Source organism: Sinomonas gamaensis, assembly GCF_005876955.1.
GTDB classification, from domain to species: domain Bacteria; phylum Actinomycetota; class Actinomycetes; order Actinomycetales; family Micrococcaceae; genus Sinomonas; species Sinomonas gamaensis.
The window spans coordinates 168,575-189,428 of record NZ_SSCL01000002.1 but is presented as its reverse complement, the minus strand read 5'-3'; the positions used below and the strand labels follow the sequence as shown (position 1 = coordinate 189,428).

The following is a 20,854-nucleotide window of genomic DNA, read 5'->3' as shown; positions in this document are numbered from 1 at the left end:
GAAGACCGGGGGTGTCAATGTCTCATCACATCCGTGCGCGGAGGGGGACTTGAACCCCCACGCCCTAAACGGGCACTAGCACCTCAAGCTAGCGCGTCTGCCATTCCGCCACCCGCGCAGATGGTCGCCGGAGCCCGCAATGCTGCGGTGTTCCCCGGGGCAACGAGAAAATACTCTACACCATTTCTGGCTCCAGATGGTCACGTCCGCACCTGCGGGGCGTGCCATTTCAGCCCCTCCGCCGAGGCAAAAAAGAAACGCCCCGGTCTCAAGACCGGGGCGTTCAGATTGTGCGCGGAGGGGGACTTGAACCCCCACGCCCTAAACGGGCACTAGCACCTCAAGCTAGCGCGTCTGCCATTCCGCCACCCGCGCAGAAGTGGGCACCGGAAGATCTCGCATCATGCGTTTCCCTCCCGGGCAGCGAATAAGACTGTACACGATGCGGGGCATAGGAAGAAATCGGGGACGCCCGCCGCGCCGTGTCCGGGTGAGGGCTAGGCTGGCCTCACCGACTGTGTCTGCCGAGGAGGAACTTGCATGTCCGACCGCCCAGCCGAGAGCACTCTTCGCGCCGAGGACGAAGTAGTCGAGATCTGCCAGAACCTCATTCGGTACGACACGAGCAATTTCGGTGACGCGTCGGGCCCTGGGGAGCGAGCGGCAGCCGAGTACACCGCGGAGCTGCTTGAGGAGGTTGGACTCGAAGCCGAGATCTTCGAGTCCGCTCCGGGCCGCGCCTCTGTGGTCGCACGGCTCGAGGGAACCGACCCGAGCGCAAGTGCCCTCGTGGTCCACGGCCACCTCGATGTGGTTCCGGCCCAGAAGGACGACTGGAGCGTTGACCCCTTCGCCGCCGAGCTCAAGGACGGCCTCATCTGGGGCCGCGGAGCGGTGGACATGAAGGACATGGATGCCATGGTCCTCTCCGTCGTGCGCGACATGCAGCGTACGGGGACCAGGCCGAAGCGCGATCTGGTCATCGCAATGTTCGCCGACGAAGAGGCGGGCGGCACCTACGGCGCCCGCTGGGCCGTCGACAACCGGCCTGAGCTGTTTGAGGGCGCGAAGGAGGCGATCAGCGAGGTCGGCGGGTTTTCCGCGGAGATCGGCGGACGCCGGACCTACATGCTCCAAACTGCCGAGAAGGGCCTCTCATGGCTCAAGCTCACAGCGGGCGGTCGGGCTGGCCACGGCTCGCAGACCAACTTGGACAACGCCGTGACGCGTCTCGCCCGAGCCGTTGGCCGCATCGGCGACCACAAATGGCCGATCGAGCTCACGGACACCACACGGCGCTTTCTCGACGGTGTCACCGAGCTGACAGGGATCGAGTTCGACCAGGACAATCCGGAGATCCTCCTCAAGGAACTCGGAACCTTCGCCCGCTTCGTCGGCGCGACACTGCAGAACACGTCGAATCCCACGGTCCTGAGGGCCGGCTACAAGGACAACGTCATTCCCGGCAGCGCGGAGGCGCGGATCGACGTGCGGACCCTCCCGGGCCAGGACGAACTGGTCATGGAGAAGATCAGGGAGCTCGCTGGGGAGGGCATCGACTTCGCCTACGTGCATCATGACGTCTCGCTTGAGACGCCGTTCGAAGGCGCCCTCGTCGATGCCATGGTCGGCGCCCTCGGTGAGGAGGACCCGGAGGCCCACGTCCTCCCGTACACGCTCTCCGGCGGAACCGACAACAAGTCCCTCAGCCGGCTCGGGATCACGGGGTACGGCTTCGCGCCCCTTCGGCTGCCTGCGGATCTCGACTTCGCCGGGATGTTCCACGGGGTGGACGAACGCGTCCCCGCAGATTCCCTCCAGTTCGGGGCCCGGGTCCTCCGCCGGCTCCTGACCTCCTATTAGGCTCCTGACCTTCCATAAGGCTTGTGACCATCGATGAGGAGGAGCTCGTGCCTATCGAACCCGAGTCCGTCCTGCGGGACAGCCTCGTAGAGCGCATCCGCTCCCGCGCGCCGGGCTACGACGAGCGCAACGAGTTCTTCCGCGAGGATTTCGACGAGCTCGTCGAGGCCAAGTACCTCAAGGCATTCGTGCCCCAAGCCTTGGGAGGGCTGGGAGCCAGCCTGGCCGACGTCGTCCGCCTCCAGCGGCGCCTTGCCGCAGCGGCGCCCGCCACGGCGCTCGGGGTGAACATGCACCTCGTGTGGACCGGCGTTGCCCGGGTCGTCCAAGCCCGAGGAGATGCGAGCCTGGACTTCGTGCTCGAGGAGGCCGCCGCGGGGGAAGTCTTCTCCTTCGGAATCTCCGAGGCCGGAAACGATTCGGTGCTCTTCGATTCGGTGACGGCGGCCCAACCCCAGGAGGGCGGCGGCTACCGGTATTCCGGGACGAAGGTCTTCACGAGCCTCGCCCCGGTCTGGACGCGGATGGGAACGTTCGGCAAGGACACCAGTGGGGAGGAGCCGCGGCTCGTCTACGGATTCATCCGGCGGGACGAACCCGGGTGGCGGCACCTCGACGACTGGGACACGCTCGGAATGCGGGCGAGCCAGTCCTGCACCACCATCCTCGACGGAGCCTTTGCGCCGGCGGACAGGATCGTGCGCTCCCTTCCGGTCGGCCCCAACCCCGATCTGCTGATCTTCGGGATCTTCGCGGTCTTCGAGACGCTGCTGGCCGCGGTCTACACGGGCATCGCCGAACGTGCGCTCGAGCTGGCCGTCGAGGCGGCCCATCGGAGGAAGTCGCTGCGGAATGGGGGAAGGCCGTATTCGCAGGACCCGGATATCCGCTGGCAGGTGGCCGAGGCGGCCATGACGGTCGACGGCGTGCTCCCGCAGCTTGAGCGGGTGGCTCACGACGTCGATCGCCTCGTGGATCGCGGCGCCGCGTGGTTCCCGGCCCTCAGCGGCCTCAAGCACCGTGCGACCGAGGCGGCGCGCTCGGTCGTCGATATTTCATTGCGTGTGGGCGGCGGCGGGGGTTACTTCCGCTCAAGCGAGCTCCAACGCCTGTACCGGGACGTCCTCGCCGGGCTCTATCACCCCTCGGACCCCGAATCGGCCCACGCAACGGTGGCGAACGCTCTCCTCGGCCCCCTCGAAGGCTGAACTTCCGCTACGCCGTCCGCTCGACCACCATGACTTTGCGGCGCAGCCAGTACCGGCGGCCGCCGCCCATGTAAAGCCGACTGCGCTCGAGTTCCCACTTGCCGTACTCGGAGTGCTCACGCACGCGCTGCCGCGCCTCGGCGATCGATTCTCCGGGATTCACGGAGAGCACAAGGTACTCGTACTTCCCGGCCGCGGCGCTGCTGGCCGGCCCCGAGCTGAGGATCCGTTCCTTCATTGGCCCTCGCTTCCTCTGCGGAGCAGCTTCTGTTGCTTCCGGCTTCTACGGAGTGTCTAGCTTCTGCGGACTGTCTAGGCAGTCCACGGCATTCAGATTACCGTGGGGCCATGACGATCGACCCGCGCGTTGCCCTCGGTTCGCTGACGGCGGCATTGGAGGAGCACCTCGTGGCCGCGGCATCCCGGCGCGGAGACGACGACCCGGCCGTTGAAGCTGCGTACTTCGCCGTCGCCGACGCCTTCGAGGCGTACGCGGATGCGCTTTACGACGCGTACGGCGAGGACCTCCCGATCGACCTGCTAGACAGCGACGACGACAGCTGAGGAGAGTTGCAGGCTCGCGCGGCGCGGGCACTAGGCTTGTGGGGTGAAGACTTGGCGTCAGGCTCCGGTTCCGTCCCTCCCCGGCCAGAGCGGTCCGATTCGGCTGTGGGACTCGGCGCGGAACGAGATGGCGGAGATCCCGGTGGCGCCGGAGCAGTCGATGTACGTCTGCGGCATCACCCCTTACGACGCCACGCACCTCGGCCACGCCGCGACTTATGTCTCCTTCGACCTGCTCAATCGCCTCTGGCGCGACGCCGGCAGCACGGTCTCCTACGTTCAGAACACCACCGACGTCGACGATCCGCTGCTTGAGCGCGCGGACGCCACGGGTGTGGACTGGCGGACCCTCGCAAAGCAGCAGATCGGTCTCTTCCAGACCGACATGGAGGCACTGAACGTCCTTGCCCCGGACCACTACGTCGGCGCCGTCGAGTCGATCCCGTGGATCATCCCCGAAGTCGAACGGCTGGTCGAGGAAGGCCTTGCCTACCAGCTCGCGGGTGCCGAGGGCGAGCCGGACGGCGACATCTACTACGACGTCACCGAGGCGACTCGGCGTGCCGATTCCGCGGACGCCTGGCGCCTCGGTCAGGTCTCCCACCTCACCGTCGCCGAAATGATCGAGGTCTTCGGCGAGCGTGGGGGAGACCCCGATCGGCCGGGCAAGCACAGCCCGCTGGACCCCATTCTCTGGCGGGAGGCGCGTCTGGGCGAGCCGCATTGGGACGGCGGGACGCTGGGGCGGGGTCGGCCGGGCTGGCATATCGAATGCACGGTCATCGCCCAGCGTTTCCTACCCCAGCCCTTCACCGTCCAGGGGGGCGGATCTGACCTTGCGTTCCCGCACCACGAGATGGGCGCCGGGCACGCGTGGTCACTCCACCACGTTCCGCTCGCGCGCCATTTCGCCCACACCGGCATGGTTGGCCTCGAGGGCCAGAAGATGAGCAAGTCGCTCGGAAACCTTGTCCTCGTCTCGAAGCTGCGCGCGGCTGGGGAAGCCCCGGAAGCGATCCGGCTTGCCATTCTCGCCAACCACTATCGGTCGGATTGGGAGTGGACGACGGAGCTCTTCGAGGTCGCGAAAGCGCGGCTGGCCCGGTGGCGGGAGGCCCTCCCGCGCGCCGCGAAGGGCTCTGCCGAGCTTCTCCTCGCGGAGATCCGTGGGGCTCTTGCGGACGATCTCGACGCCCCCCGGGCGCTGGCCGCCGTGGACAAGTGGGCCGATGACGCGCTGGCGGGAGTCGAAGAGGAAGCGGCCGACGGCGATCTCGTCGCCGCCGCCGTCGACGCCCTCCTCGGCGTCCGCCTTTAGCGCTTGGTCCGCCTCTAGCTCTAGCTGGTCGCGCCGCCGTCTTTGCCGCGGCGCTTGAGGTAGCGCTCGAACTCCCGGGCAATCGATTCTCCGGTCGCCTCGGGGAGATCCGCGGTGTCCTTCGCCTCTTCAAGCTGCTGGATGTAGGCCGCGATCTCGGGGTCCTCGGTGGCCAGCTCGTTGACGCCGCGCTCCCAGGCCTCGGCGTCCTCCGCGAGCTCGTTCGTGTCCAGCGGAACCTGGATGAGCTCTTCGATGCGGTGCATGAGCGCGAGCTGCGCCTTCGGAGACGGGGCCTGCGCCACATAGTGGGGAACGGCTGCCCATAGGGAAACCGTCGGGATGCCGTGGTGATCCGCGGCGTCGGCGAACACTCCCACGATGCCTGTGGGGCCTTCGTACTGGGAGGCCTCGAGGTCCAGCCGGTCCCGCACGTCTTCCGACTCGCTCGTGGCAGTCACCGGGATGGGCCTGCTGTGGGGCACGTCGGCGAGCAGCGCTCCCACCACCACGAGGTAGTCCACGTCGAGATCCTCGACATACTCCATGAGCTCCTCGGTGAATCCCCGCCAGCGATAGGAAGGCTCCGTGCCTTGGACGAAGACGAGGTTAACGGGATAGCCCTCCGGGCGCGCGATGGACACCCGAGTCGATGGCCAACGGATCCGCCGTCGCCCCGAACCCGACCGCCGCACCGTCGGTCGGGTGAACTGGAAGTCGTAATAGTCGTCGGCGTCGATGGCTCCTACCTTCTGCGCGCCGAACTGCCGCTTGATGGCTCGAATCGCCTCGCTCGCCGCTTCGCCGGCGTCGTTCCAGCCCTCGAACGCCGCGAGCATCACGGTGACCCTCTCGCCCTCGGCAGGCGTCGGGAAGAGGCCGGGGTGGGGGGCCGGGGCGTCGGCGTCGAACTCGTTCATCGCTCCAGACTATGACCAAGCAGCCCCGATCGCAGGGTCTGCAAGGGAAGGCCCGTGCGAGTTTCGCGCAGGGAGGACAGCGGAGGCAGTCACCGTAGACTGGTCCATATGCGCCTTCCCGTCGAATCCGAGCCAGCATCGCTGCGTGCCGTCCTCTGGGATATGGACGGCACGCTTGTGGATACCGAGCCCTACTGGATCGTCGCCGAGCGCGAACTCGTCGAGTCTTTCGGCGGGACCTGGAGCCACGAGCAGGCCATGCGATTGGTGGGCCAGGCGCTGCCGACGTCAGCTGGCATCCTTCAGGAGGCAGGGGTGGCGCTCGACAAGCGCGAGATCATCGACACGCTCACCGGGCAGGTGATCGAGCAGCTGGGAAAGGCCGTGCCGTGGCGCCCGGGGGCGCGAGAGCTTCTGGCCGCTCTCAGGGATGCGAAGGTTGAGTGCGCACTCGTGACGATGTCCGAGCGGCCCATGGTGGAGCGGATTCTCGGACACCTCCCCGAGGGGACCTTCAGCGCCGTCGTCACCGGTGACGCCGTGCGCCGCGGCAAGCCGCATCCGGATCCCTACCTCAAGGGCCTTGCCCTCCTCGGCGCCCGGCTCCCGGGACTCGCCCCGTCCGAATGCGTGGCCATCGAGGACTCCGAGCCGGGGGCCACCGCGGCCGAAGCGGCTGGCCTAGCCACCATCGTGGTCCCGAACGCTCTGGCGATCCCGGTGCATCTCGGAGCCGAGCACTGGGAGACCCTCGCTGGCCGCACCATGGACGACGTCGTGGACGTGCTCGCCGCATCCTCCGGCCTCGCCCGGCAGGGCCGCGCGTGAGTCCGGCCGACGAGCGGCCCGGCCCCGAGACGGACGGCCACAGTCACGCTGCTGAAGGGCGTTCCCGCGACGGAATCCGGCTCGGCAGGATAGCGGGAGTACCCATCTACCTTGCGTACTCGTGGTTCCTCATCGCGGGCTTCACGGTGGTCGTCTACGGGCCGACGCTCCAGGCTCGTCAACCGCAGCTCGGCACGGGCGCGTATCTCGTGGCCTTCGCGTACGCGGTCCTTCTCCTCCTTTCCGTCCTGGTCCACGAACTTGCCCATGCACTCAGCGCCCGGGCCTTCGGCTGGCCGAGCCAGAAGATCGTCCTGAACCTGTGGGGCGGCCACACGCAGTTCGAGAGCTTCACCGTGTCCCCTGGGCGGTCGGTCGTCGTCGCCCTTGCCGGGCCGGCAGCAAATCTCGTCCTGGCAGGGCTGGCCTGGGTGCTCGTGACCGCGGTTGAGCTCACCGGGGTGGCGGACATCCTGACCAATATCTTCCTGTGGGCGAACTTCCTCATCGGCCTGTTCAACGTCCTGCCCGGGCTTCCGCTCGACGGCGGCCGGCTCGTCGAAAGCGCCGTGTGGAAGGCCACGGGCTCGCAGGAGAAGGGGACCATCGCCGCGGGCTGGGCGGGCCGTGCCATCGTGGTGGCGATCCTCTTCTTCGGCCTCGCGCTTCCCTGGCTCCGCGGCAACGGACCGGACCTCTCATTCACGCTGGTCATGCTGCTCGTCGCTGGATTCCTCTGGCAGGGCGCTTCCGCTTCCATCCGCAACGCGGGATTTCGGAGCCGCCTCCCGGGCATCGTCGCCGGTCGTCTGGCGGTCCCGGCGGTCGGCGTGCCCAACTTCGCGTCGGTGGAGCAGGCGGTGCAGGCAGGCGCGGGCCAGGGGACCGTCGTCGTCCTCTGCGCGCCCGATGGCAAGCCGCAAGGCGTGGTCGATCCCGCCGCAATTGCCCGCGTTCCCCACGAAGCGCGGGGAGTGACCCCCGTCACCGCGGTCGGCTACGCCCTCGCTCCCGGAGCCTACGTTCCCGACACGGCCGGCGGGCAGGAACTCGTCCAGTACCTCGCCCAACTGCAAGGCACTGAGTACGCCGTCGTAGACGCCGCGGGCCGCGTCGTCGGACTCCTGAGCCAGCGCGCCGTCGTGGCGGCGATATCCGGCCGGCCAGTGCGCTAAACCGCAGCCACCCCAAGACACTCCACCATTGTCGAGAAGGAACCCATGACCGAAAGCAGCACCCAGCCGTCGTCGACCCTCCTGCCTGAGCCCGCCGGTGCGGCGAATCGCCGCGGACCGTTCCGGGTTGGCGAGCGCGTCCAGCTCACGGATGAGCGCGGCCGGATGAACACGATCACCCTCGAGGAGGGCGGTGCGTTCCACACGCACAAGGGTTTCCTCAACCACGATGTGATCATCGGCCAGCCGGACGGCTCGGTGGTGACGAACACCGCCGGCCACCAGTACCAAGCCCTGCGGCCGCTCCTCTCGGACTTCGTCCTGTCGATGCCGCGCGGGGCAGCCGTGGTCTACCCGAAGGACGCGGGCCAGATTGTCACGATGGCCGACATCTTCCCGGGTGCCCGCGTCGTCGAGGCGGGCGTGGGTTCCGGAGCGCTCTCGATCTCACTGCTGCGCGCGGTGGGCGACGCCGGCTACCTCCACTCCTTCGAACGCCGCCAGGAGTTCGCCGAGATCGCGCGCGGCAACGTGGAGACGATCTTCGGCGGACCCCATCCGGCGTGGCACGTGTCCCTCGGTGACTTCCAAGACGAGGTCGTCAGGGCAGAAGAGCCCGGCAGCGTCGATCGAGTCGTGCTGGACATGCTCGCACCGTGGGAGTGCCTCGATGCCGTCGCGACCGTCCTGGCGCCCGGGGGAGTATGGATCAATTACGTTGCCACGGCAACCCAGCTCTCCCGCACGGCCGAGGCGATCCGGGCCGATGGGCGGTTCACGGAGCCCGATGCGTGGGAATCGATGGTCCGCGGATGGCACCTCGAGGGGCTCGCGGTGCGTCCAGAGCACCGGATGGTGGGCCACACGGGCTTCTTGCTGGTCACCCGAAGGCTCGCCGACGGCGTGACCCCGCTCCTGCGAAAGAAGCGGGCGAAGGCGGAGTTCAGCCAGGAGGATCTCAACGCCTGGACTCCCGAGTCCGTGGGCGAGCGCCCCGTCTCGGACCGGAAGCTGCGCAGGGCGGCCCGGGACGCGCGCGCCGGCAGGTCCGACGACGCCTGACCCCTCGGCCTCTGATGAGACGGCCCTGCCGCACCAGATTCGCAACCTCTCCCCGTTCCCTCCCCTAAAGATTGCGTGAAGGTAACGCTTAGCTTCTCTGTTGCTCAAAGGCGTTTGCGCGGGCCGGAGTGCGGCTAGTGTCGAGATATCGGAATGTTCCGAGCCACGAGAGGGTGTGAGGGTGATGGAAGATCGCGAGGGGACCAACTCTGGTCGCGAAGAAGCCACCGCACGAGCTCACGCTGAACAGCTGATTGTTCTCGAGCGTCAGGTCAACGTCCTGCGGGACAAGCTCCGCGCGGTCGATCGGCAGCTGTCGGCAGCCACGTCCAACAACACGCGCATGGCCGAGATGCTGCAGACCGCCAAGACGGAAATCGTCCGTCTCAAGTCAGCGCTCGAGCACGAAGGGCAGCCGCCGTACAGCTACGGAACCGTGGTCCAGCTGAACCGCCGCCGCCAGGCCGGCGGAGCTGCCGCCGCAGTGACGGACGAGAGCGTGGACGTGGTCACCTCCGGACGGAAGATCCGGGTTGGCCTGAGCCCGCTCATCTCCATCTCAGAACTGAGCGTCGGGCAGGAGGTCCTGCTCAATGAGGCCTTCGAGGTCGTAGCCGGCCTGGGCTATGAGCGTTCGGGGGAGCTCGTCACCATCAAGGAGCTGCTCGGCGCGGACCGCGTTCTGGTCATCGGCCGCGGCGACGAGGAGCGCGTGGTCCGACTCTCGGGACCGCTGCTGCTCGAGCAGCTGCGCGTCGGCGACGCCGTTTCCGTGGACAACAGGACGCAGACCGCGCTCGAGAAGGTGCCGCGCTCCGAAGTCGAGAACCTGGTCCTGGAAGAAGTCCCGGACATCAGCTATGACGACATCGGTGGCCTCGCCTCCCAGATCGAGCAGATCCGCGATGCCGTGGAACTGCCGTTCCTGCACCCAGGCCTGTACCGGGAGCACGGGCTCAAGGCCCCCAAGGGAATCCTGCTGTACGGCCCTCCAGGCTGCGGCAAGACCCTCATCGCGAAGGCTGTCGCGAACTCGCTTGCGGCCCGTGCCATGGAGCGGGCCGGCGGGCAGGACATCAAGAGCTACTTCCTCAACATCAAGGGCCCGGAGCTTCTCGACAAGTACGTCGGAGAGACCGAGCGCCATATCCGCCTCATCTTCGCGCGCGCACGGGAGAAGGCGTCGGACGGAAGCCCCGTCGTCGTGTTCTTCGACGAGATGGACTCGCTCTTCCGCACGCGTGGCACCGGAGTGTCCTCAGACGTGGAGACCACGATCGTCCCGCAGCTGCTGAGCGAAATCGATGGGGTCGAGCGACTCGACAACGTCATCGTCATCGGCGCATCGAACCGCGAGGACATGATCGACCCCGCGATCCTGAGACCGGGCCGGCTCGACGTGAAGATCAAGATCCACAGGCCCGATGCCGAGGCCGCGGCAGACATCTTCTCGAAGTACCTCACTGCGGACCTTCCGATCCATCCGGCGGATCTGGCCGAGCACGGCGGCGACCGTGAGGCTACCGTGAACATGATGATCCAGCGGACGGTCGAGGCCATGTACTCGACCGACAAGGTCAACGAGTACCTTGAGGTGACGTACGCGAACGGTGATACCGAAATCCTCTATTTCAAGGACTTCAACTCCGGCGCGGTCATCCAGAACGTGGTGGATCGGGCCAAGAAGGCAGCGATCAAGGACCTTCTGACCACAGGGGCGAAGGGCATCCGCGTGGACCATCTCCTCAGGGCTGTTTCGGACGAATTCCGGGAGCACGAGGACATGCCCAACACGACCAACCCGGACGATTGGGCGCGTATTTCTGGCAAGAAGGGCGAACGGATCACCTACATCCGCACGATCGTCCAGGGCAAGGGCGGCAGCGAGCCCGGCCGCACGATCGAGACGGCGCAGAGCACGGGCCAGTACCTGTGACACGAGCCCGCGAGGGGAAGTGACATGTCGAGCACTGAGCAGAGTCAGGAGGGGCTCCCTCCAGGCGGCGCACTGCGCGTCATGGGGTCGGAAACCGAGTATGGGATCCATGCCCCGGCCGCGCCGGGAGCAAACGCGACCTACCTCTCGTCCCAAGTGATCGCCGCCTACGCGAGGCTCACCCGGGAGCGGCTCCACGCGTCCCCGGGCGCTGGCTGGGACTACACGGACGAAACGCCGCTCCGCGACGCTCGGGGCTGGTCTGTCCGCCGGAATCAGGCCCACCCTGACCTCCTGACCGACCTGGAGCCGGTGCTCACCGCGGAGGGCGTGGCGCTCGCTCACGGTCCAGCCGAGCTTGAGCTGGACGGCGATCAGGAGCCGGCGCTCATGAACCTCGTGCTGGGGAACGGCGCACGGCTCTATGTGGATCACGCCCATCCTGAATATTCGAGTCCTGAAGTCACGAATCCCCGAGACGCCGTCCTCTGGGATTCGGCCGGTGACGCCGTCGTGCTCACGGCGGTGCGGGCCCTGTCCGGTGATCAGGAGCGCGGGCCGATCAACCTCTACAAGAACAACACGGACGGCAAGGGTGCTTCCTACGGCTCCCACGAGAACTACCTCGTGCCCCGGTCCGTCCCGTTCGCGGATCTGGTCCGCGGTCTCACGCCGTTCTTCGTCACCCGGCAGATAGTCTGCGGTGCCGGCCGTGTGGGCCTCGGACAGGACGGGCGCACGCCGGGCTACCAGATCAGCCAGCGGGCGGACTTCTTCGAGGCCGAGGTAGGCCTTGAGACCACCATGCGGCGGCCCATCATCAATACCCGCGACGAACCACATTCGGTGGCGGACAAGTATCGTCGCCTCCACGTCATCGTGGGCGACGCGAACTGCAGCCACGTCGCGAACTACCTCAAGTTCGGGACCACGGCCCTCGTCCTGAGTCTCATCGAGGCCGGGGCGGTGCCGGAGATCGAGGTCCACGAGCCGGTCGCCGCGATGCATCGGATCAGCCATGATGTCGACCTCCGCGAGACGGTCCGCCTCCTCGATGGGCGGCGGCTCACGGCGCTTGAGATCCAGTGGATCTACTTCGAGGCCGCGTCGAAGCTCGCAGCGGATGCCGGTGTTGCCGCCGAACATGGGGGCGATGGGCACACTGCTGCCGTGCTGCGCCTGTGGGAGAGAGCCCTCACAGACTTGGCCGCCGACCCGGGGACGGCAGCGGGCTACGTCGAGTGGGCGGCCAAGCGCCGGGTGCTCGAAGCGTACAAGTCGCGGGACGGCCTCGCGTGGGGCGATGCCCGTCTCGGTCTCATCGACATCCAATGGTCCGACGTGCGGCCCGAGCGAGGGCTGGCCTACCGCCTCCTCGCGAAGGGAACGCTGGAACGGCTTGTGGACGACGGCGCGATTGCGCGTGCCGCGATCGACCCGCCGCCGGATACCAGGGCCTGGTTCCGGGGCAAGAGCATCCAGCGCTTCCCTGCGAATGTGGCCAGTGCGAGCTGGGATTCGGTGGTCTTCTCCCCGCCAGGCAGCTATCGGCTTCAGCGCGTCCCAACCCGCGAGCCGCTGAGGGGAACGAAGGAGCTCACCGAGTCGCTCTTCGAGCAGAACCAGGACATCCAAGCCTTCTTGGATGCGCTTCTCGGCGAGCGCCACACGTGAGCCGCGGCAGGCCAAGGCTCAACCACAGCATGAAAGAGTGACAGTATAGGTTCCATCCGCCGCAGAGGCGACGGGTTCGATGCAAGGAGGCAGGCAGTCATGGCCGGTCAGGAGCAGAAGAGCAGCCAGTCACGCGACGAGATCGAGGACGTCGATCCGGGTACGCCAGCGCCCGCGCCGGCTGCGCCTCAGGCCTCCGAGGCAACCGAGGGCGTGGACGACCTGCTTGACGAGATCGACGGCGTGCTGGAGAGCAACGCCGAGGAGTTCGTCCGCGGCTTCGTCCAGAAGGGCGGCCAGTAGGCCCAGGATGAACGACTTCCTCGCAGAACGTGTCGCCGCCCAGTCGACATCGTCCTTCACCGAGCACCTAGCCGCCGTCCGTCCAGAGCTGCTGCCCTCCAATAGGGTTCTTCCCACCGACGCGTCACATCTCGCGCCGCACGGCACGACCGTCGTCGCGATGTCGTTCGCCGGCGGCGTCGTCATGGCCGGCGACCGCCGCGCCACGATGGGGAATATGATCGCGAGCCGGCATATCGAGAAGGTCTTCCCGGCCGACCGCTACGCCGTGCTGGGCATCGCTGGCACGGCCGGCCTCGCCATCGACATCGTTCGGCTGTTCCAGGTGGAGCTCGAGCACTACGAGAAGATCGAGGGCACGCTCCTCAGCCTTGAAGGCAAGGCAACGAGGCTGGGGGCCATGATCCGCTCGAACCTCGGTCTTGCGCTCCAGGGGCTTGCGGTCGTGCCGCTGTTCGCGGGCTTCGATCTCGACGAAGGCGTGGGACGCATCTTTTCCTATGACGTGACCGGCGGCCGCTACGAGGAGCCCGAACACCACTCGGTCGGCTCCGGATCCGTCTTCGCAAGGGGAGCCCTCAAGAAGCTCTGGCGCCCCGGACTCTCCGAGGCGCAGGCAGTGCGCGTTGCCGTCGAGGCGCTGTTCGACGCAGCCGATGACGACACGGCGACCGGAGGACCGGACCCCCTCCGCCAGCTCTGGCCGGTGGTCTATTCCGTCACGCGGTCGGGTCACCGTCGCGCGCCCGAGCACGAGCTCGCAGAGATCGCGGGCGACATCTTCGAGCAGCGCAGCATCGCCGGGCGGGAGGCCTGATATGACCCAGCCGTTCTACGTCTCGCCCGAACAGGTGATGAAGGATCGAGCGGATTTCGCCCGCAAGGGCATCGCGCGCGGCCGGTCCGTCGTCGTTCTGAGCTGTGGGGAGGGGATTGCCCTCGTCGCCGAGAATCCCTCGCCGTCGCTCCACAAGATCGGCGAGATCTACGACAAGATCGCGTTCGCCGCCGTGGGCAAGTACAACGAGTTCGAGAGCCTCCGGCAGGCCGGGGTGCGCTACGCGGATGTCCGGGGGTACTCCTACGATCGGGTGGATGTGACCGGGCGCGGCCTCGCGAGCGTGTACGCCCAGAGCCTTGGTGCGGTTTTCACCGCAGAGCAGAAGCCGTTCGAGGTCGAGCTCACCGTGGCGGAGGTAGGGCACGACGTCGGCTCGGACCATCTCTTCCGCCTCACCTTCGACGGCTCCATCGCCGATGAACGCCGCTTCGTGGTCATGGGCGGCGCGGCGGAGCGTGTCGCCGAGGCAGTGATCGACGGATGGAGCGCCGAGGCCTCGTACCGGGAGGCCATCCAGCTCGCCGCACGAGCGCTGCGGGAGGATCGGACTGAGACCCAGCTCTCCCTTGAAGTCGCAGTCCTGGACAGGAACTCCGAGACCGAGCGTGGCGTCCGCCGCGCTTTTCGCCGCATCACCCTTGACGAGCTCAACGAGCTCCTGACGGGGCCGATCTAGTCCGAGAGGAGCCGCGTGGACCGTCGCATCTTCGGCGTCGAGACCGAGTTCGGGATCGCCTACTCGAGCCCCCAGGGCAGGCCGCTTGCCCCTGAGGAAGTCGCGCGCTACCTGTTCCGCAAGGTGGTGAGCTGGGGCCGCTCCTCGAACGTGTTCCTCGGCAATGGCTCCCGCCTGTATCTGGATGTGGGGTCGCATCCGGAGTACGCGACGGCCGAATGCGACGACGTGGCACAGCTGGTGGCCCACGACCGGGCGGGGGAGCGCATCCTCGTCGACCTGATCGACGAGGCGCAGAAGCGGCTGCGGGAAGAGGGCTTCGACGGCCACGTCTACCTCTTCAAGAACAACACGGATACCGCAGGCAACTCGTACGGCAGCCATGAGAACTACCTGATTCCGCGGCGTACGGAGTTCTCGCGACTGGCAGAGATCCTGATCCCGTTCCTCGTCACGCGGCAGCTCCTCTGCGGTGCGGGCAAGGTCCTTCGGACTCCGCATGGACCGATCTACGCGTTCTCGCAGCGTGCGGATCACATCTGGGAGGGCCTGTCCTCGGCGACCACGAGGTCTCGCCCGATCATCAACACCCGCGACGAACCACACGCGGATGCCGAGCATTTCCGCCGTCTCCATGTGATCGTCGGCGATTCGACGATGTCCGAGACCACGACGATGATGAAGATCGGCACCGTGGATCTCGTGCTCCGCATGATCGAGGCCGGTGTCATCATGCGGGATCTGCGCATGGAGAACCCGATCCGGAGCATTCGTGAGATCTCCCACGATCTGTCGGGACGCGCCGTCGTCCGCCTTGCCAACGGGACCGAGCTGACCGCCATCGACATGCAGCGGGTCTACCTCGAGAAGGCCAGGCAGTTCGTCGAGCAATACGGTGCGCACACCCCGCACGTCCCTCGGATCCTGGACCTGTGGGAGCGCACGCTCTCGGCCGTGGAGAGCGGGGATACGTCCCTCATCGACAGGGAAGTCGACTGGGCCATCAAGAAGAAGCTCATCGATACCTACTGCTCGAAGCATGATGTGGATCTCGACTCGGCACGAGTCGCACAGCTAGATCTGACCTACCACGACATCAGCCCGGACCGCGGCCTCTTCTTCCTGCTGCAGAAGCGGGGTGAGGCGGCCCGGCTGGTTGACGAGACTGCCATCCAGTCCGCGATGGAGACCCCGCCCCAGTCCACCCGCGCCCGGCTGCGCGGACGGTTCGTCCAGGCCGCCCAAGCCGCAGGCGCCGACTACACCGTCGACTGGGTCCACCTCAAGCTCAACGACCGGGCCCACCACACCATCCTCTGCAAGGATCCCTTCTCGAATGAGGACTCCCGCGTCGACGAACTCCTGGAGACGCTGAGACCCTTCGCGGGGTAACCCACAGATATTCTTCACAGACTGAGCCGCTACGCTAGGAGAGGCCTCCGGGCCCTGACCGCCGCCACCGTTGTGGTGCAGACTTCACAGGAAAGTTGATCAGTGCGCCGACTCCTTGCGCTCTTGCTGCCCCTCGCCCTGCTTCTCGCAGGGTGCGGGTCTGGCAGCTCGTCCAGCCCCTCGTCCAGCCAGCCCACGAGCCAGAACGCAGGTGACCTCAACGCCCTGAGCTCCCTCAAGGTGACTCCGGCGGCGAAGGCTCCGACCGTCGACTTCGCCAAGCCGCTCACGGTGTCCAGCCTCACGGTGAAGACCGTCCAAGACGGGACGGGCGCCGCGGTCAAGGCGGGCCAGGACGCCGTGGTGAGCGTCCTCGCCCTCAAGGGAACCGACGGCAGCGTGCTCGGCGACACCTTTGCGAGCGGCGAGTCGCAGAAGGTGCCGGTGGATAGCGGCCTCCAGCAGCAGAACAGCGTGCTGTACAACGCTCTTCTGGGCGCGAAGGTAGGTTCCTACCTCGCGTACGCCACTCCGCCGGTCGACGCCGAGCAGGGCGGAGACAACACAACGACGCTCCTCATCCTCAAGATCACGGACGCGAAGGACGTTCCTGCACCGCTGTCCAAGCCTGAAGGGGACACCGTCACACCTCCCGCCGGTCTGCCCAAGGTGACCGAGGATTCCAAGGGCGTGCCGCAGATCGACGTCAAGGGCGTCGCGAAGCCCACCGACGTCGTCGCCCAGGACCTCATCAAGGGCAAGGGCGCCGCCGTCGAGGCGAGCGACACCATCGTCGCGAACTACGTCGGCGTCAACCTCTCCGACGGGACGAAGTTCGATTCGAGCTATGACCGCGGAACTCCCGCAACGTTCAGCCTCGGCCAAGTCATCGAGGGGTGGACCAAGGGGCTCACGGGCAAGACGGTCGGCTCCCGGGTCCTGCTGGTCATCCCGGCAGCCCAGGCGTACGGCGACCAGCAGCAGGGCCAGGCCAAGGGTGATCTGGTGTTCGTCGTCGACATCCTCGGCATCAAATAACGCTCCACGGCGTCACGCAACGCCACTACTGAGAGGAAGTGCCATGTCCTTCGGACAGCGTCAGTACGACCGGCAGAAGCCGGAGATCGAGTTCCCCGAGGGCCCCGTGCCCACCGAGCTCAAGATCATCGACCTCATCGAGGGCGACGGCCGCGAGGTTGCTCCAGGCGACACGGTCTCGGCTCACTACGTTGGCGTGGCCTGGTCCAGCGGCGAGGAGTTCGATTCGAGCTGGAACCGCGGCGCCCCGCTCGATTTCCGTGTGGGCGTCGGCCAGGTGATCCAGGGCTGGGATCAGGGCCTTCTCGGCATGAAGCTCGGCGGCCGCCGACGTCTCGAGATCCCCTCGGACCTGGCATATGGCTCCCGGGGCGCCGGCGGGGCGATCGGTCCCAACGAGTCCCTCATCTTCGTCGTGGATCTCGTGGGCGTCCGCTGACGTCCAACAGCTCATCGCGCCTATCGCTGGCCGCGGACGGCATGCCGTCCGCGGCCAGCCTGCGTTCCGGGTAGCCTGCACATGTGCCCCCCAAGAAAACCGGACGTCTGCTGAACCTGCTCATCGCGCTCCTGCACACGGAGCTCGGAGTGTCGCGCGAGCGCCTTCTGCGCGACGTCTATGACTGGGCTCCGGGAGCGGAGAGGGAACGGGAGGCCGTCGAGCGGCAGTTCGAGCGCGACAAGGCGGATCTTCGGGCATTGGGAGCCGAGATCACCGAGCGGCAGGGGTACGAGCGCGCGGACAGCGCGGCGCCTACCTCCCTGTATCGGATTGATCCCCGCCAATTTCGCCTGCCCGAGCTCGAGTTCACCCCTCAGGAGCAATCACTCCTGGCCCTTGCCGGCTTCGCCTGCCAGGGCGCCTTGGCCGGGGCGCCTGCGCGAGCGGCGCTGAGGCGGCTGGAGGCCGCCGGTGCTCTGCCGGATTCCCCGCCGTCGCTCGTCCAACCGCGCCTGCGGATCGACGACCCGCGCTATGCAACGCTCGCTGACGCCGCGTCGCGCCGAGCCGACGTCTCGTTCCACTACTACGCCACGAGCACTGGGCGAGAGGAAGAGCGGACCGTGCAGCCGTGGGGCCTCGGGCAGCGGTACGGGCAGTGGTACCTCGTGGGATTCGACACGATGCGGGGCGCGCCTCGGGTCTTCCGGCTCTCGCGTCTCCGCGGCCCGATCACGGTGGGCAGGGACAACTCCTTCGACGATCCGCCGTCCGGCGCGGTGCATGAGCAGCTCGAGCGCCTCGCCGACCTTCCCACCCAGACGGCCCGGCTTCGGGTCGCCGAAGGGCGCGCCCTCGAGCTGAGGACGAGGGGATGGACGCCCCTCGAGGGCGAGGGACCGGAGGGCGGGGGAGCGCCCGACGGCTGGGAAGCCGGGGACTACGCGTTCCAGGATCTCACCGTTGCAGCCGACTATCTCGCCGGCTTCGGCGATGCAGTCGTCGTCGAGCGGCCCGCCGAACTCGCCGCCGCCGTCGTCCGCCGGCTCGAAGGGGCACTCGAGGTTCTCGGCACTCCGGGGGCGCCCGTTGCCCCCGCGGTGCCCGCTCGCAAGACGACGCCTCTGGATGAGAGGCTGAGCCGCCTCATCGATCTCGTTCCCTTCCTCATGCGTGGTCCTGTCCCCGTCGAGGACGTCGCAGCCCGCTACGGCATCACCCCGCGAGCACTTCTCCAGGAACTTGCGGTGCTCGAATACTCGGGGCCCACGGATCTCGGCGGGTGGCAGGACTTCATTGAGGTCCACGTCCACGATGGCATGGTCAGCCTCGCGAACGCACCCGAACTGGCCCGGCCGCGCCGCCTCAGCATCGAGGAGGCCCTTTCCCTCCAGCTGGGCCTGCAGACGCTCGAACCAATGGCCTCCCCTGAGGAAGCCCCCGCGCTCCGGGCCCTCGCTGCGAAGGTCGGAGCTGCAACGGCGCAGGGGGCGCGCTCCATGCCCCAAATCGACGTCAAGGCCGAACCCCAGCGCAATGCGGAACTGCTTCCCCTGCTGCGGGAGACGATCTTGCAAGGCGGCACGCTCCGCTTGGAATACCTCAATCCCACGAAAGACGAGCGGTCAGAGCGGCTGATCAATCCCCTCGCGGTGCGCTCCGACGGCGACCGGTGGTATGTGGACGCTTTCTGTCACCGTGTGGAGGGGCTCCGGGTCTTCCGCGTCGATCGGATCCTTCGACTCGAGCCGGCCGACCCGCATGCCATTCCCGCTGACGTCAGTCTCCCTGCGGAGGGCCCCCTGCCCGATGGGCGCGTCGAGGCAGTCCTCAGGCTCGCCCCGGAAGCGCTCTGGGTCGAGCACGAGTACGCGGCCGAGGATGGCGTCGACCTCGAGGACGGCAGCCGCAGGGTCCGCATGCGCGTGGCCAGCCTCGAATGGCTGCCGAGATTCCTTGCCCAGTTCGGCGGCTCTGTAGCGCTCGAAGCACCCGCTGATGCCGTGGCGGCCTGCCGAGAATGGCTGGGCCGCGCCTTGAACGTCGCGTCAAGCCGATAGGCTCTTTTGGTGACGTGGTGGTTCTGGGTACTGCTCTGGGCGGTGCTGCTTCTGAGCAGCCTCGCCTCGGCGGGCATCGCCGGATATTGGCTCTTCCGCAGGGGAATGGCCCTCGTGCAGGACGCGGGGGAGGTCCTTGCAGGGATCGGCTCCGGTGCACGGTGGGGCGCCCAGGGGGAGACGGACGACGGCGGCGTGAATTCCGACGTCGGCCTCTCGCCTCATGCTGGGGGGATTCCGACGGCGGCAGAGGCCGTCTTTGCCGATCCAGAGGCCGTCGCGCGGGCGTATGCCGAGGGCAAGGCCGAACGGCGGAACGCGCGACGGCTGCGTCGCGTCGAAAGGCGCGCCCGTCGTGGCCAACCACAGTCCCTCAGTGACGTTGGACTCATCTAGACTTGTCAAAGAAGGAAAGGACTTCTTGTGGGACGACTCTTCGATAGCCCTTGGCCTATCGTCATCATCATCGTTGTTGCGCTGCTGCTGTTCGCGGCGCCCAAGCTCCCGTCGATGGCTCGGAGCCTCGGCCAATCCATGCGGATCCTGCGTTCCGAGGTGAAGGAGATGAAGAACGAGGGTGGCCAGCAGTCGTCCTCGTCCGCTCCCACCTCGAACACGGGTGAGGCGCCGGTCGAGGGGAAGGTCATTCCCCCCAAGACCGCTGACGAGGGCGACGGCGGGGCCGCCGGCCCGTCCCAGCGCGCCTGAGCGTGGCCACGCCCAGAGGGCGGAAGGCCAACCCCGAAGGCCGGATGCCCCTCCTCGAGCATCTGCGCGAGCTCAAGAACCGCCTGATCAAAGCGGCCATCGGGGTGCTCATCGGCGCCATCGCCGGCTGGTTCCTGTATGACCCGATCCTCGAGGAGCTGCAGGCGCCTGTTCGCGATATCGCGCAGAGGACCGGAGGCATTTCCGGGGTCAATTTCTCAACGGTCGGCTCACCGTTCGACTTCAAGCTTCAGCTGGCGATCCAGATCGGGCTGGTGATCTCCAGCCCTGTCTGGATCTACCAGGTCTGGGCCTTCATCATGCCCGGGCTGACCTCCAAGGAGAAGCGCTACACGCTGAGCTACATGGCGGCAGCTGTGCCGCTGTTCCTCGCCGGCGTCTGGATCGGCTGGATCGTCACGCCCAACGTGGTGCGCGCCCTCACGCAGTTCACACCGTCGGGGTTCTCGAACCTCATCGACGGGCGCGAGTACATCGATTTCGTGACCCACATGGTCCTGTTCCTGGGGCTCGCCTTCCTCGTCCCTGTGGTCCTCGTGGGACTCAACGCGGCAGGCATCCTTCCCGGCAAGACGATCCTGAAGGCCTGGCGCATCACCGTGCTCCTCGTCTTCGTTCTCGCTGCGATCGCCGCGCCTGGTGCGGACGCCATCTCGATGTTCATGCTGGCGGTCCCGCTCCTCGCGCTGTTCTTCGCGGCAATCGGCCTGTGCCTCCTCCGTGACAGGAGCCGGGAGCGCCGTCAGGCCAAGATGGTCGAGGAAACCGAGTCGTCGGCGGACACCCCGACTTCACGCGAGGACCTCGACAAGTTCTAGGCTGGTC

21 protein-coding genes and 2 tRNA genes are annotated in these 20,854 nt (G+C 67.1%); 19 read left to right on the top strand and 4 right to left on the bottom strand.

Annotated elements, in window-relative coordinates; all coding sequences use genetic code 11:
• Nucleotides 1-34 precede the first annotated feature (34 nt).
• Together E5679_RS03395 and E5679_RS03390 are read right to left on the bottom strand one after the other, a co-directional pair.
• Nucleotides 35-118 (bottom strand) — tRNA-Leu (locus tag E5679_RS03395).
• A gap of 173 nt (nucleotides 119-291) precedes the next feature.
• Nucleotides 292-375, bottom strand: a tRNA-Leu gene (locus tag E5679_RS03390).
• A gap of 165 nt (nucleotides 376-540) precedes the next feature.
• Here E5679_RS03390 and E5679_RS03385 point away from each other — a divergent pair.
• Together E5679_RS03385 and E5679_RS03380 are read left to right on the top strand one after the other, a co-directional pair.
• On the top strand, nucleotides 541-1,863 hold the full coding sequence (locus E5679_RS03385) for a M20/M25/M40 family metallo-hydrolase (protein ID WP_138413678.1): 1,323 nt from the start codon (nucleotides 541-543) through the stop codon (nucleotides 1,861-1,863).
• Nucleotides 1,864-1,916: 53 nt separating this feature from the next.
• The gene (locus E5679_RS03380) at nucleotides 1,917-3,071 is read left to right on the top strand and encodes an acyl-CoA dehydrogenase family protein (protein ID WP_138413930.1); all 1,155 of its coding nucleotides are present in this window, start codon (nucleotides 1,917-1,919) and stop codon (nucleotides 3,069-3,071) included.
• A 7-nt stretch (nucleotides 3,072-3,078) separates the two neighbouring features.
• Here the strand turns inward: E5679_RS03380 and E5679_RS03375 are convergent, their stop codons facing one another.
• Nucleotides 3,079-3,309, bottom strand: a complete 231-nt coding sequence (locus E5679_RS03375) for a DUF5703 family protein (protein ID WP_138413677.1) — start codon at nucleotides 3,307-3,309, stop codon at nucleotides 3,079-3,081.
• A 110-nt stretch (nucleotides 3,310-3,419) separates the two neighbouring features.
• Here E5679_RS03375 and E5679_RS03370 point away from each other — a divergent pair, with 110 nt between their 5' ends.
• Together E5679_RS03370 and mshC are read left to right on the top strand one after the other, a co-directional pair.
• Nucleotides 3,420-3,635, top strand: coding sequence for a hypothetical protein (locus tag E5679_RS03370; RefSeq protein WP_138413676.1), 216 nt, complete (start codon nucleotides 3,420-3,422; stop codon nucleotides 3,633-3,635).
• A gap of 43 nt (nucleotides 3,636-3,678) precedes the next feature.
• The gene (mshC, locus tag E5679_RS03365; protein ID WP_138413675.1) at nucleotides 3,679-4,953 is read left to right on the top strand and encodes a cysteine--1-D-myo-inosityl 2-amino-2-deoxy-alpha-D-glucopyranoside ligase; all 1,275 of its coding nucleotides are present in this window, start codon (nucleotides 3,679-3,681) and stop codon (nucleotides 4,951-4,953) included.
• Between the two features lie 20 nt (nucleotides 4,954-4,973).
• On the opposite strand, the gene E5679_RS03360 is transcribed toward mshC, so the two are convergent.
• Complete coding sequence (locus E5679_RS03360; RefSeq protein ID WP_138413674.1) at nucleotides 4,974-5,873, bottom strand: PAC2 family protein; 900 nt, start codon at nucleotides 5,871-5,873, stop codon at nucleotides 4,974-4,976.
• A gap of 108 nt (nucleotides 5,874-5,981) precedes the next feature.
• On the opposite strand from E5679_RS03360, the gene E5679_RS03355 reads away from it, so the two are divergent.
• The 15 genes from E5679_RS03355 to tatC all read left to right on the top strand — a co-directional run bounded on the left by E5679_RS03355 (nucleotide 5,982) and on the right by tatC (nucleotide 20,847).
• Nucleotides 5,982-6,701 carry an HAD family hydrolase gene (locus E5679_RS03355; RefSeq protein ID WP_138413673.1) on the top strand — a complete coding sequence of 240 codons (720 nt, stop codon included), beginning with the start codon at nucleotides 5,982-5,984 and terminating at the stop codon, nucleotides 6,699-6,701.
• Entirely contained in the window at nucleotides 6,698-7,876 is a 1,179-nt protein-coding gene (locus E5679_RS03350) for a site-2 protease family protein (RefSeq protein ID WP_138413672.1), read from the top strand. Before E5679_RS03355 ends, E5679_RS03350 begins: the two co-directional genes overlap by 4 nt.
• 45 nt (nucleotides 7,877-7,921) lie before the next feature.
• The gene (locus tag E5679_RS03345) at nucleotides 7,922-8,938 is read left to right on the top strand and encodes a tRNA (adenine-N1)-methyltransferase (RefSeq protein ID WP_138413671.1); all 1,017 of its coding nucleotides are present in this window, start codon (nucleotides 7,922-7,924) and stop codon (nucleotides 8,936-8,938) included.
• Between the two features lie 184 nt (nucleotides 8,939-9,122).
• Entirely contained in the window at nucleotides 9,123-10,874 is a 1,752-nt protein-coding gene (arc, locus tag E5679_RS03340) for a proteasome ATPase (protein WP_138413670.1), read from the top strand.
• Between the two features lie 24 nt (nucleotides 10,875-10,898).
• Nucleotides 10,899-12,548: a depupylase/deamidase Dop gene (gene dop, locus E5679_RS03335; protein WP_138413669.1), complete on the top strand. Its 1,650-nt coding sequence runs from the start codon at nucleotides 10,899-10,901 to the stop codon at nucleotides 12,546-12,548.
• Nucleotides 12,549-12,647: 99 nt separating this feature from the next.
• Nucleotides 12,648-12,851 carry a ubiquitin-like protein Pup gene (locus tag E5679_RS03330; protein ID WP_138413668.1) on the top strand — a complete coding sequence of 68 codons (204 nt, stop codon included), beginning with the start codon at nucleotides 12,648-12,650 and terminating at the stop codon, nucleotides 12,849-12,851.
• 7 nt (nucleotides 12,852-12,858) lie between these two features.
• Nucleotides 12,859-13,668, top strand: coding sequence for a proteasome subunit beta (gene prcB, locus E5679_RS03325; RefSeq protein ID WP_138413667.1), 810 nt, complete (start codon nucleotides 12,859-12,861; stop codon nucleotides 13,666-13,668).
• Between the two features lies 1 nt (nucleotide 13,669).
• The gene (gene prcA, locus E5679_RS03320; RefSeq protein ID WP_138413666.1) at nucleotides 13,670-14,368 is read left to right on the top strand and encodes a proteasome subunit alpha; all 699 of its coding nucleotides are present in this window, start codon (nucleotides 13,670-13,672) and stop codon (nucleotides 14,366-14,368) included.
• 15 nt (nucleotides 14,369-14,383) lie between these two features.
• Nucleotides 14,384-15,760: a Pup--protein ligase gene (gene pafA, locus E5679_RS03315; protein WP_138413665.1), complete on the top strand. Its 1,377-nt coding sequence runs from the start codon at nucleotides 14,384-14,386 to the stop codon at nucleotides 15,758-15,760.
• 102 nt (nucleotides 15,761-15,862) lie between these two features.
• A complete protein-coding gene (locus tag E5679_RS03310; protein ID WP_138413664.1) occupies nucleotides 15,863-16,798 on the top strand; it encodes an FKBP-type peptidyl-prolyl cis-trans isomerase in 936 nt (311 codons plus the stop codon).
• Between the two features lie 43 nt (nucleotides 16,799-16,841).
• Nucleotides 16,842-17,237 (top strand): FKBP-type peptidyl-prolyl cis-trans isomerase, encoded by a 396-nt coding sequence (locus E5679_RS03305; RefSeq protein WP_138413663.1) that lies wholly within the window; start codon nucleotides 16,842-16,844, stop codon nucleotides 17,235-17,237.
• Between the two features lie 83 nt (nucleotides 17,238-17,320).
• On the top strand, nucleotides 17,321-19,300 hold the full coding sequence (locus E5679_RS03300; RefSeq protein ID WP_138413662.1) for a helix-turn-helix transcriptional regulator: 1,980 nt from the start codon (nucleotides 17,321-17,323) through the stop codon (nucleotides 19,298-19,300).
• A 9-nt stretch (nucleotides 19,301-19,309) separates the two neighbouring features.
• A complete protein-coding gene (locus E5679_RS03295) occupies nucleotides 19,310-19,696 on the top strand; it encodes a hypothetical protein (RefSeq protein ID WP_138413661.1) in 387 nt (128 codons plus the stop codon).
• A gap of 27 nt (nucleotides 19,697-19,723) precedes the next feature.
• Nucleotides 19,724-20,008: a Sec-independent protein translocase subunit TatA gene (gene tatA, locus E5679_RS03290; protein WP_138413660.1), complete on the top strand. Its 285-nt coding sequence runs from the start codon at nucleotides 19,724-19,726 to the stop codon at nucleotides 20,006-20,008.
• A 44-nt stretch (nucleotides 20,009-20,052) separates the two neighbouring features.
• Nucleotides 20,053-20,847 (top strand): twin-arginine translocase subunit TatC, encoded by a 795-nt coding sequence (tatC, locus tag E5679_RS03285; RefSeq protein ID WP_138413929.1) that lies wholly within the window; start codon nucleotides 20,053-20,055, stop codon nucleotides 20,845-20,847.
• Nucleotides 20,848-20,854: the final 7 nt, after the last annotated feature.

What these genes read in the sequence shown, in the direction of transcription:
- E5679_RS03385 (WP_138413678.1), top strand. Translation starts at nt 541, where the DNA reads ATGTCCGACCGCCCAGCCGAGAGCACTCTTCGCGCCGAGGACGAAGTA.
- E5679_RS03375 (WP_138413677.1), bottom strand. Translation starts at nt 3,309, where the DNA reads ATGAAGGAACGGATCCTCAGCTCGGGGCCGGCCAGCAGCGCCGCGGCC.
- E5679_RS03370 (WP_138413676.1), top strand. Translation starts at nt 3,420, where the DNA reads ATGACGATCGACCCGCGCGTTGCCCTCGGTTCGCTGACGGCGGCATTG.
- E5679_RS03360 (WP_138413674.1), bottom strand. Translation starts at nt 5,873, where the DNA reads ATGAACGAGTTCGACGCCGACGCCCCGGCCCCCCACCCCGGCCTCTTC.
- E5679_RS03355 (WP_138413673.1), top strand. Translation starts at nt 5,982, where the DNA reads ATGCGCCTTCCCGTCGAATCCGAGCCAGCATCGCTGCGTGCCGTCCTC.
- E5679_RS03345 (WP_138413671.1), top strand. Translation starts at nt 7,922, where the DNA reads ATGACCGAAAGCAGCACCCAGCCGTCGTCGACCCTCCTGCCTGAGCCC.
- arc (WP_138413670.1), top strand. Translation starts at nt 9,123, where the DNA reads ATGGAAGATCGCGAGGGGACCAACTCTGGTCGCGAAGAAGCCACCGCA.
- dop (WP_138413669.1), top strand. Translation starts at nt 10,899, where the DNA reads ATGTCGAGCACTGAGCAGAGTCAGGAGGGGCTCCCTCCAGGCGGCGCA.
- E5679_RS03330 (WP_138413668.1), top strand. Translation starts at nt 12,648, where the DNA reads ATGGCCGGTCAGGAGCAGAAGAGCAGCCAGTCACGCGACGAGATCGAG.
- prcB (WP_138413667.1), top strand. Translation starts at nt 12,859, where the DNA reads ATGAACGACTTCCTCGCAGAACGTGTCGCCGCCCAGTCGACATCGTCC.
- prcA (WP_138413666.1), top strand. Translation starts at nt 13,670, where the DNA reads ATGACCCAGCCGTTCTACGTCTCGCCCGAACAGGTGATGAAGGATCGA.
- E5679_RS03305 (WP_138413663.1), top strand. Translation starts at nt 16,842, where the DNA reads ATGTCCTTCGGACAGCGTCAGTACGACCGGCAGAAGCCGGAGATCGAG.
- tatC (WP_138413929.1), top strand. Translation starts at nt 20,053, where the DNA reads ATGCCCCTCCTCGAGCATCTGCGCGAGCTCAAGAACCGCCTGATCAAA.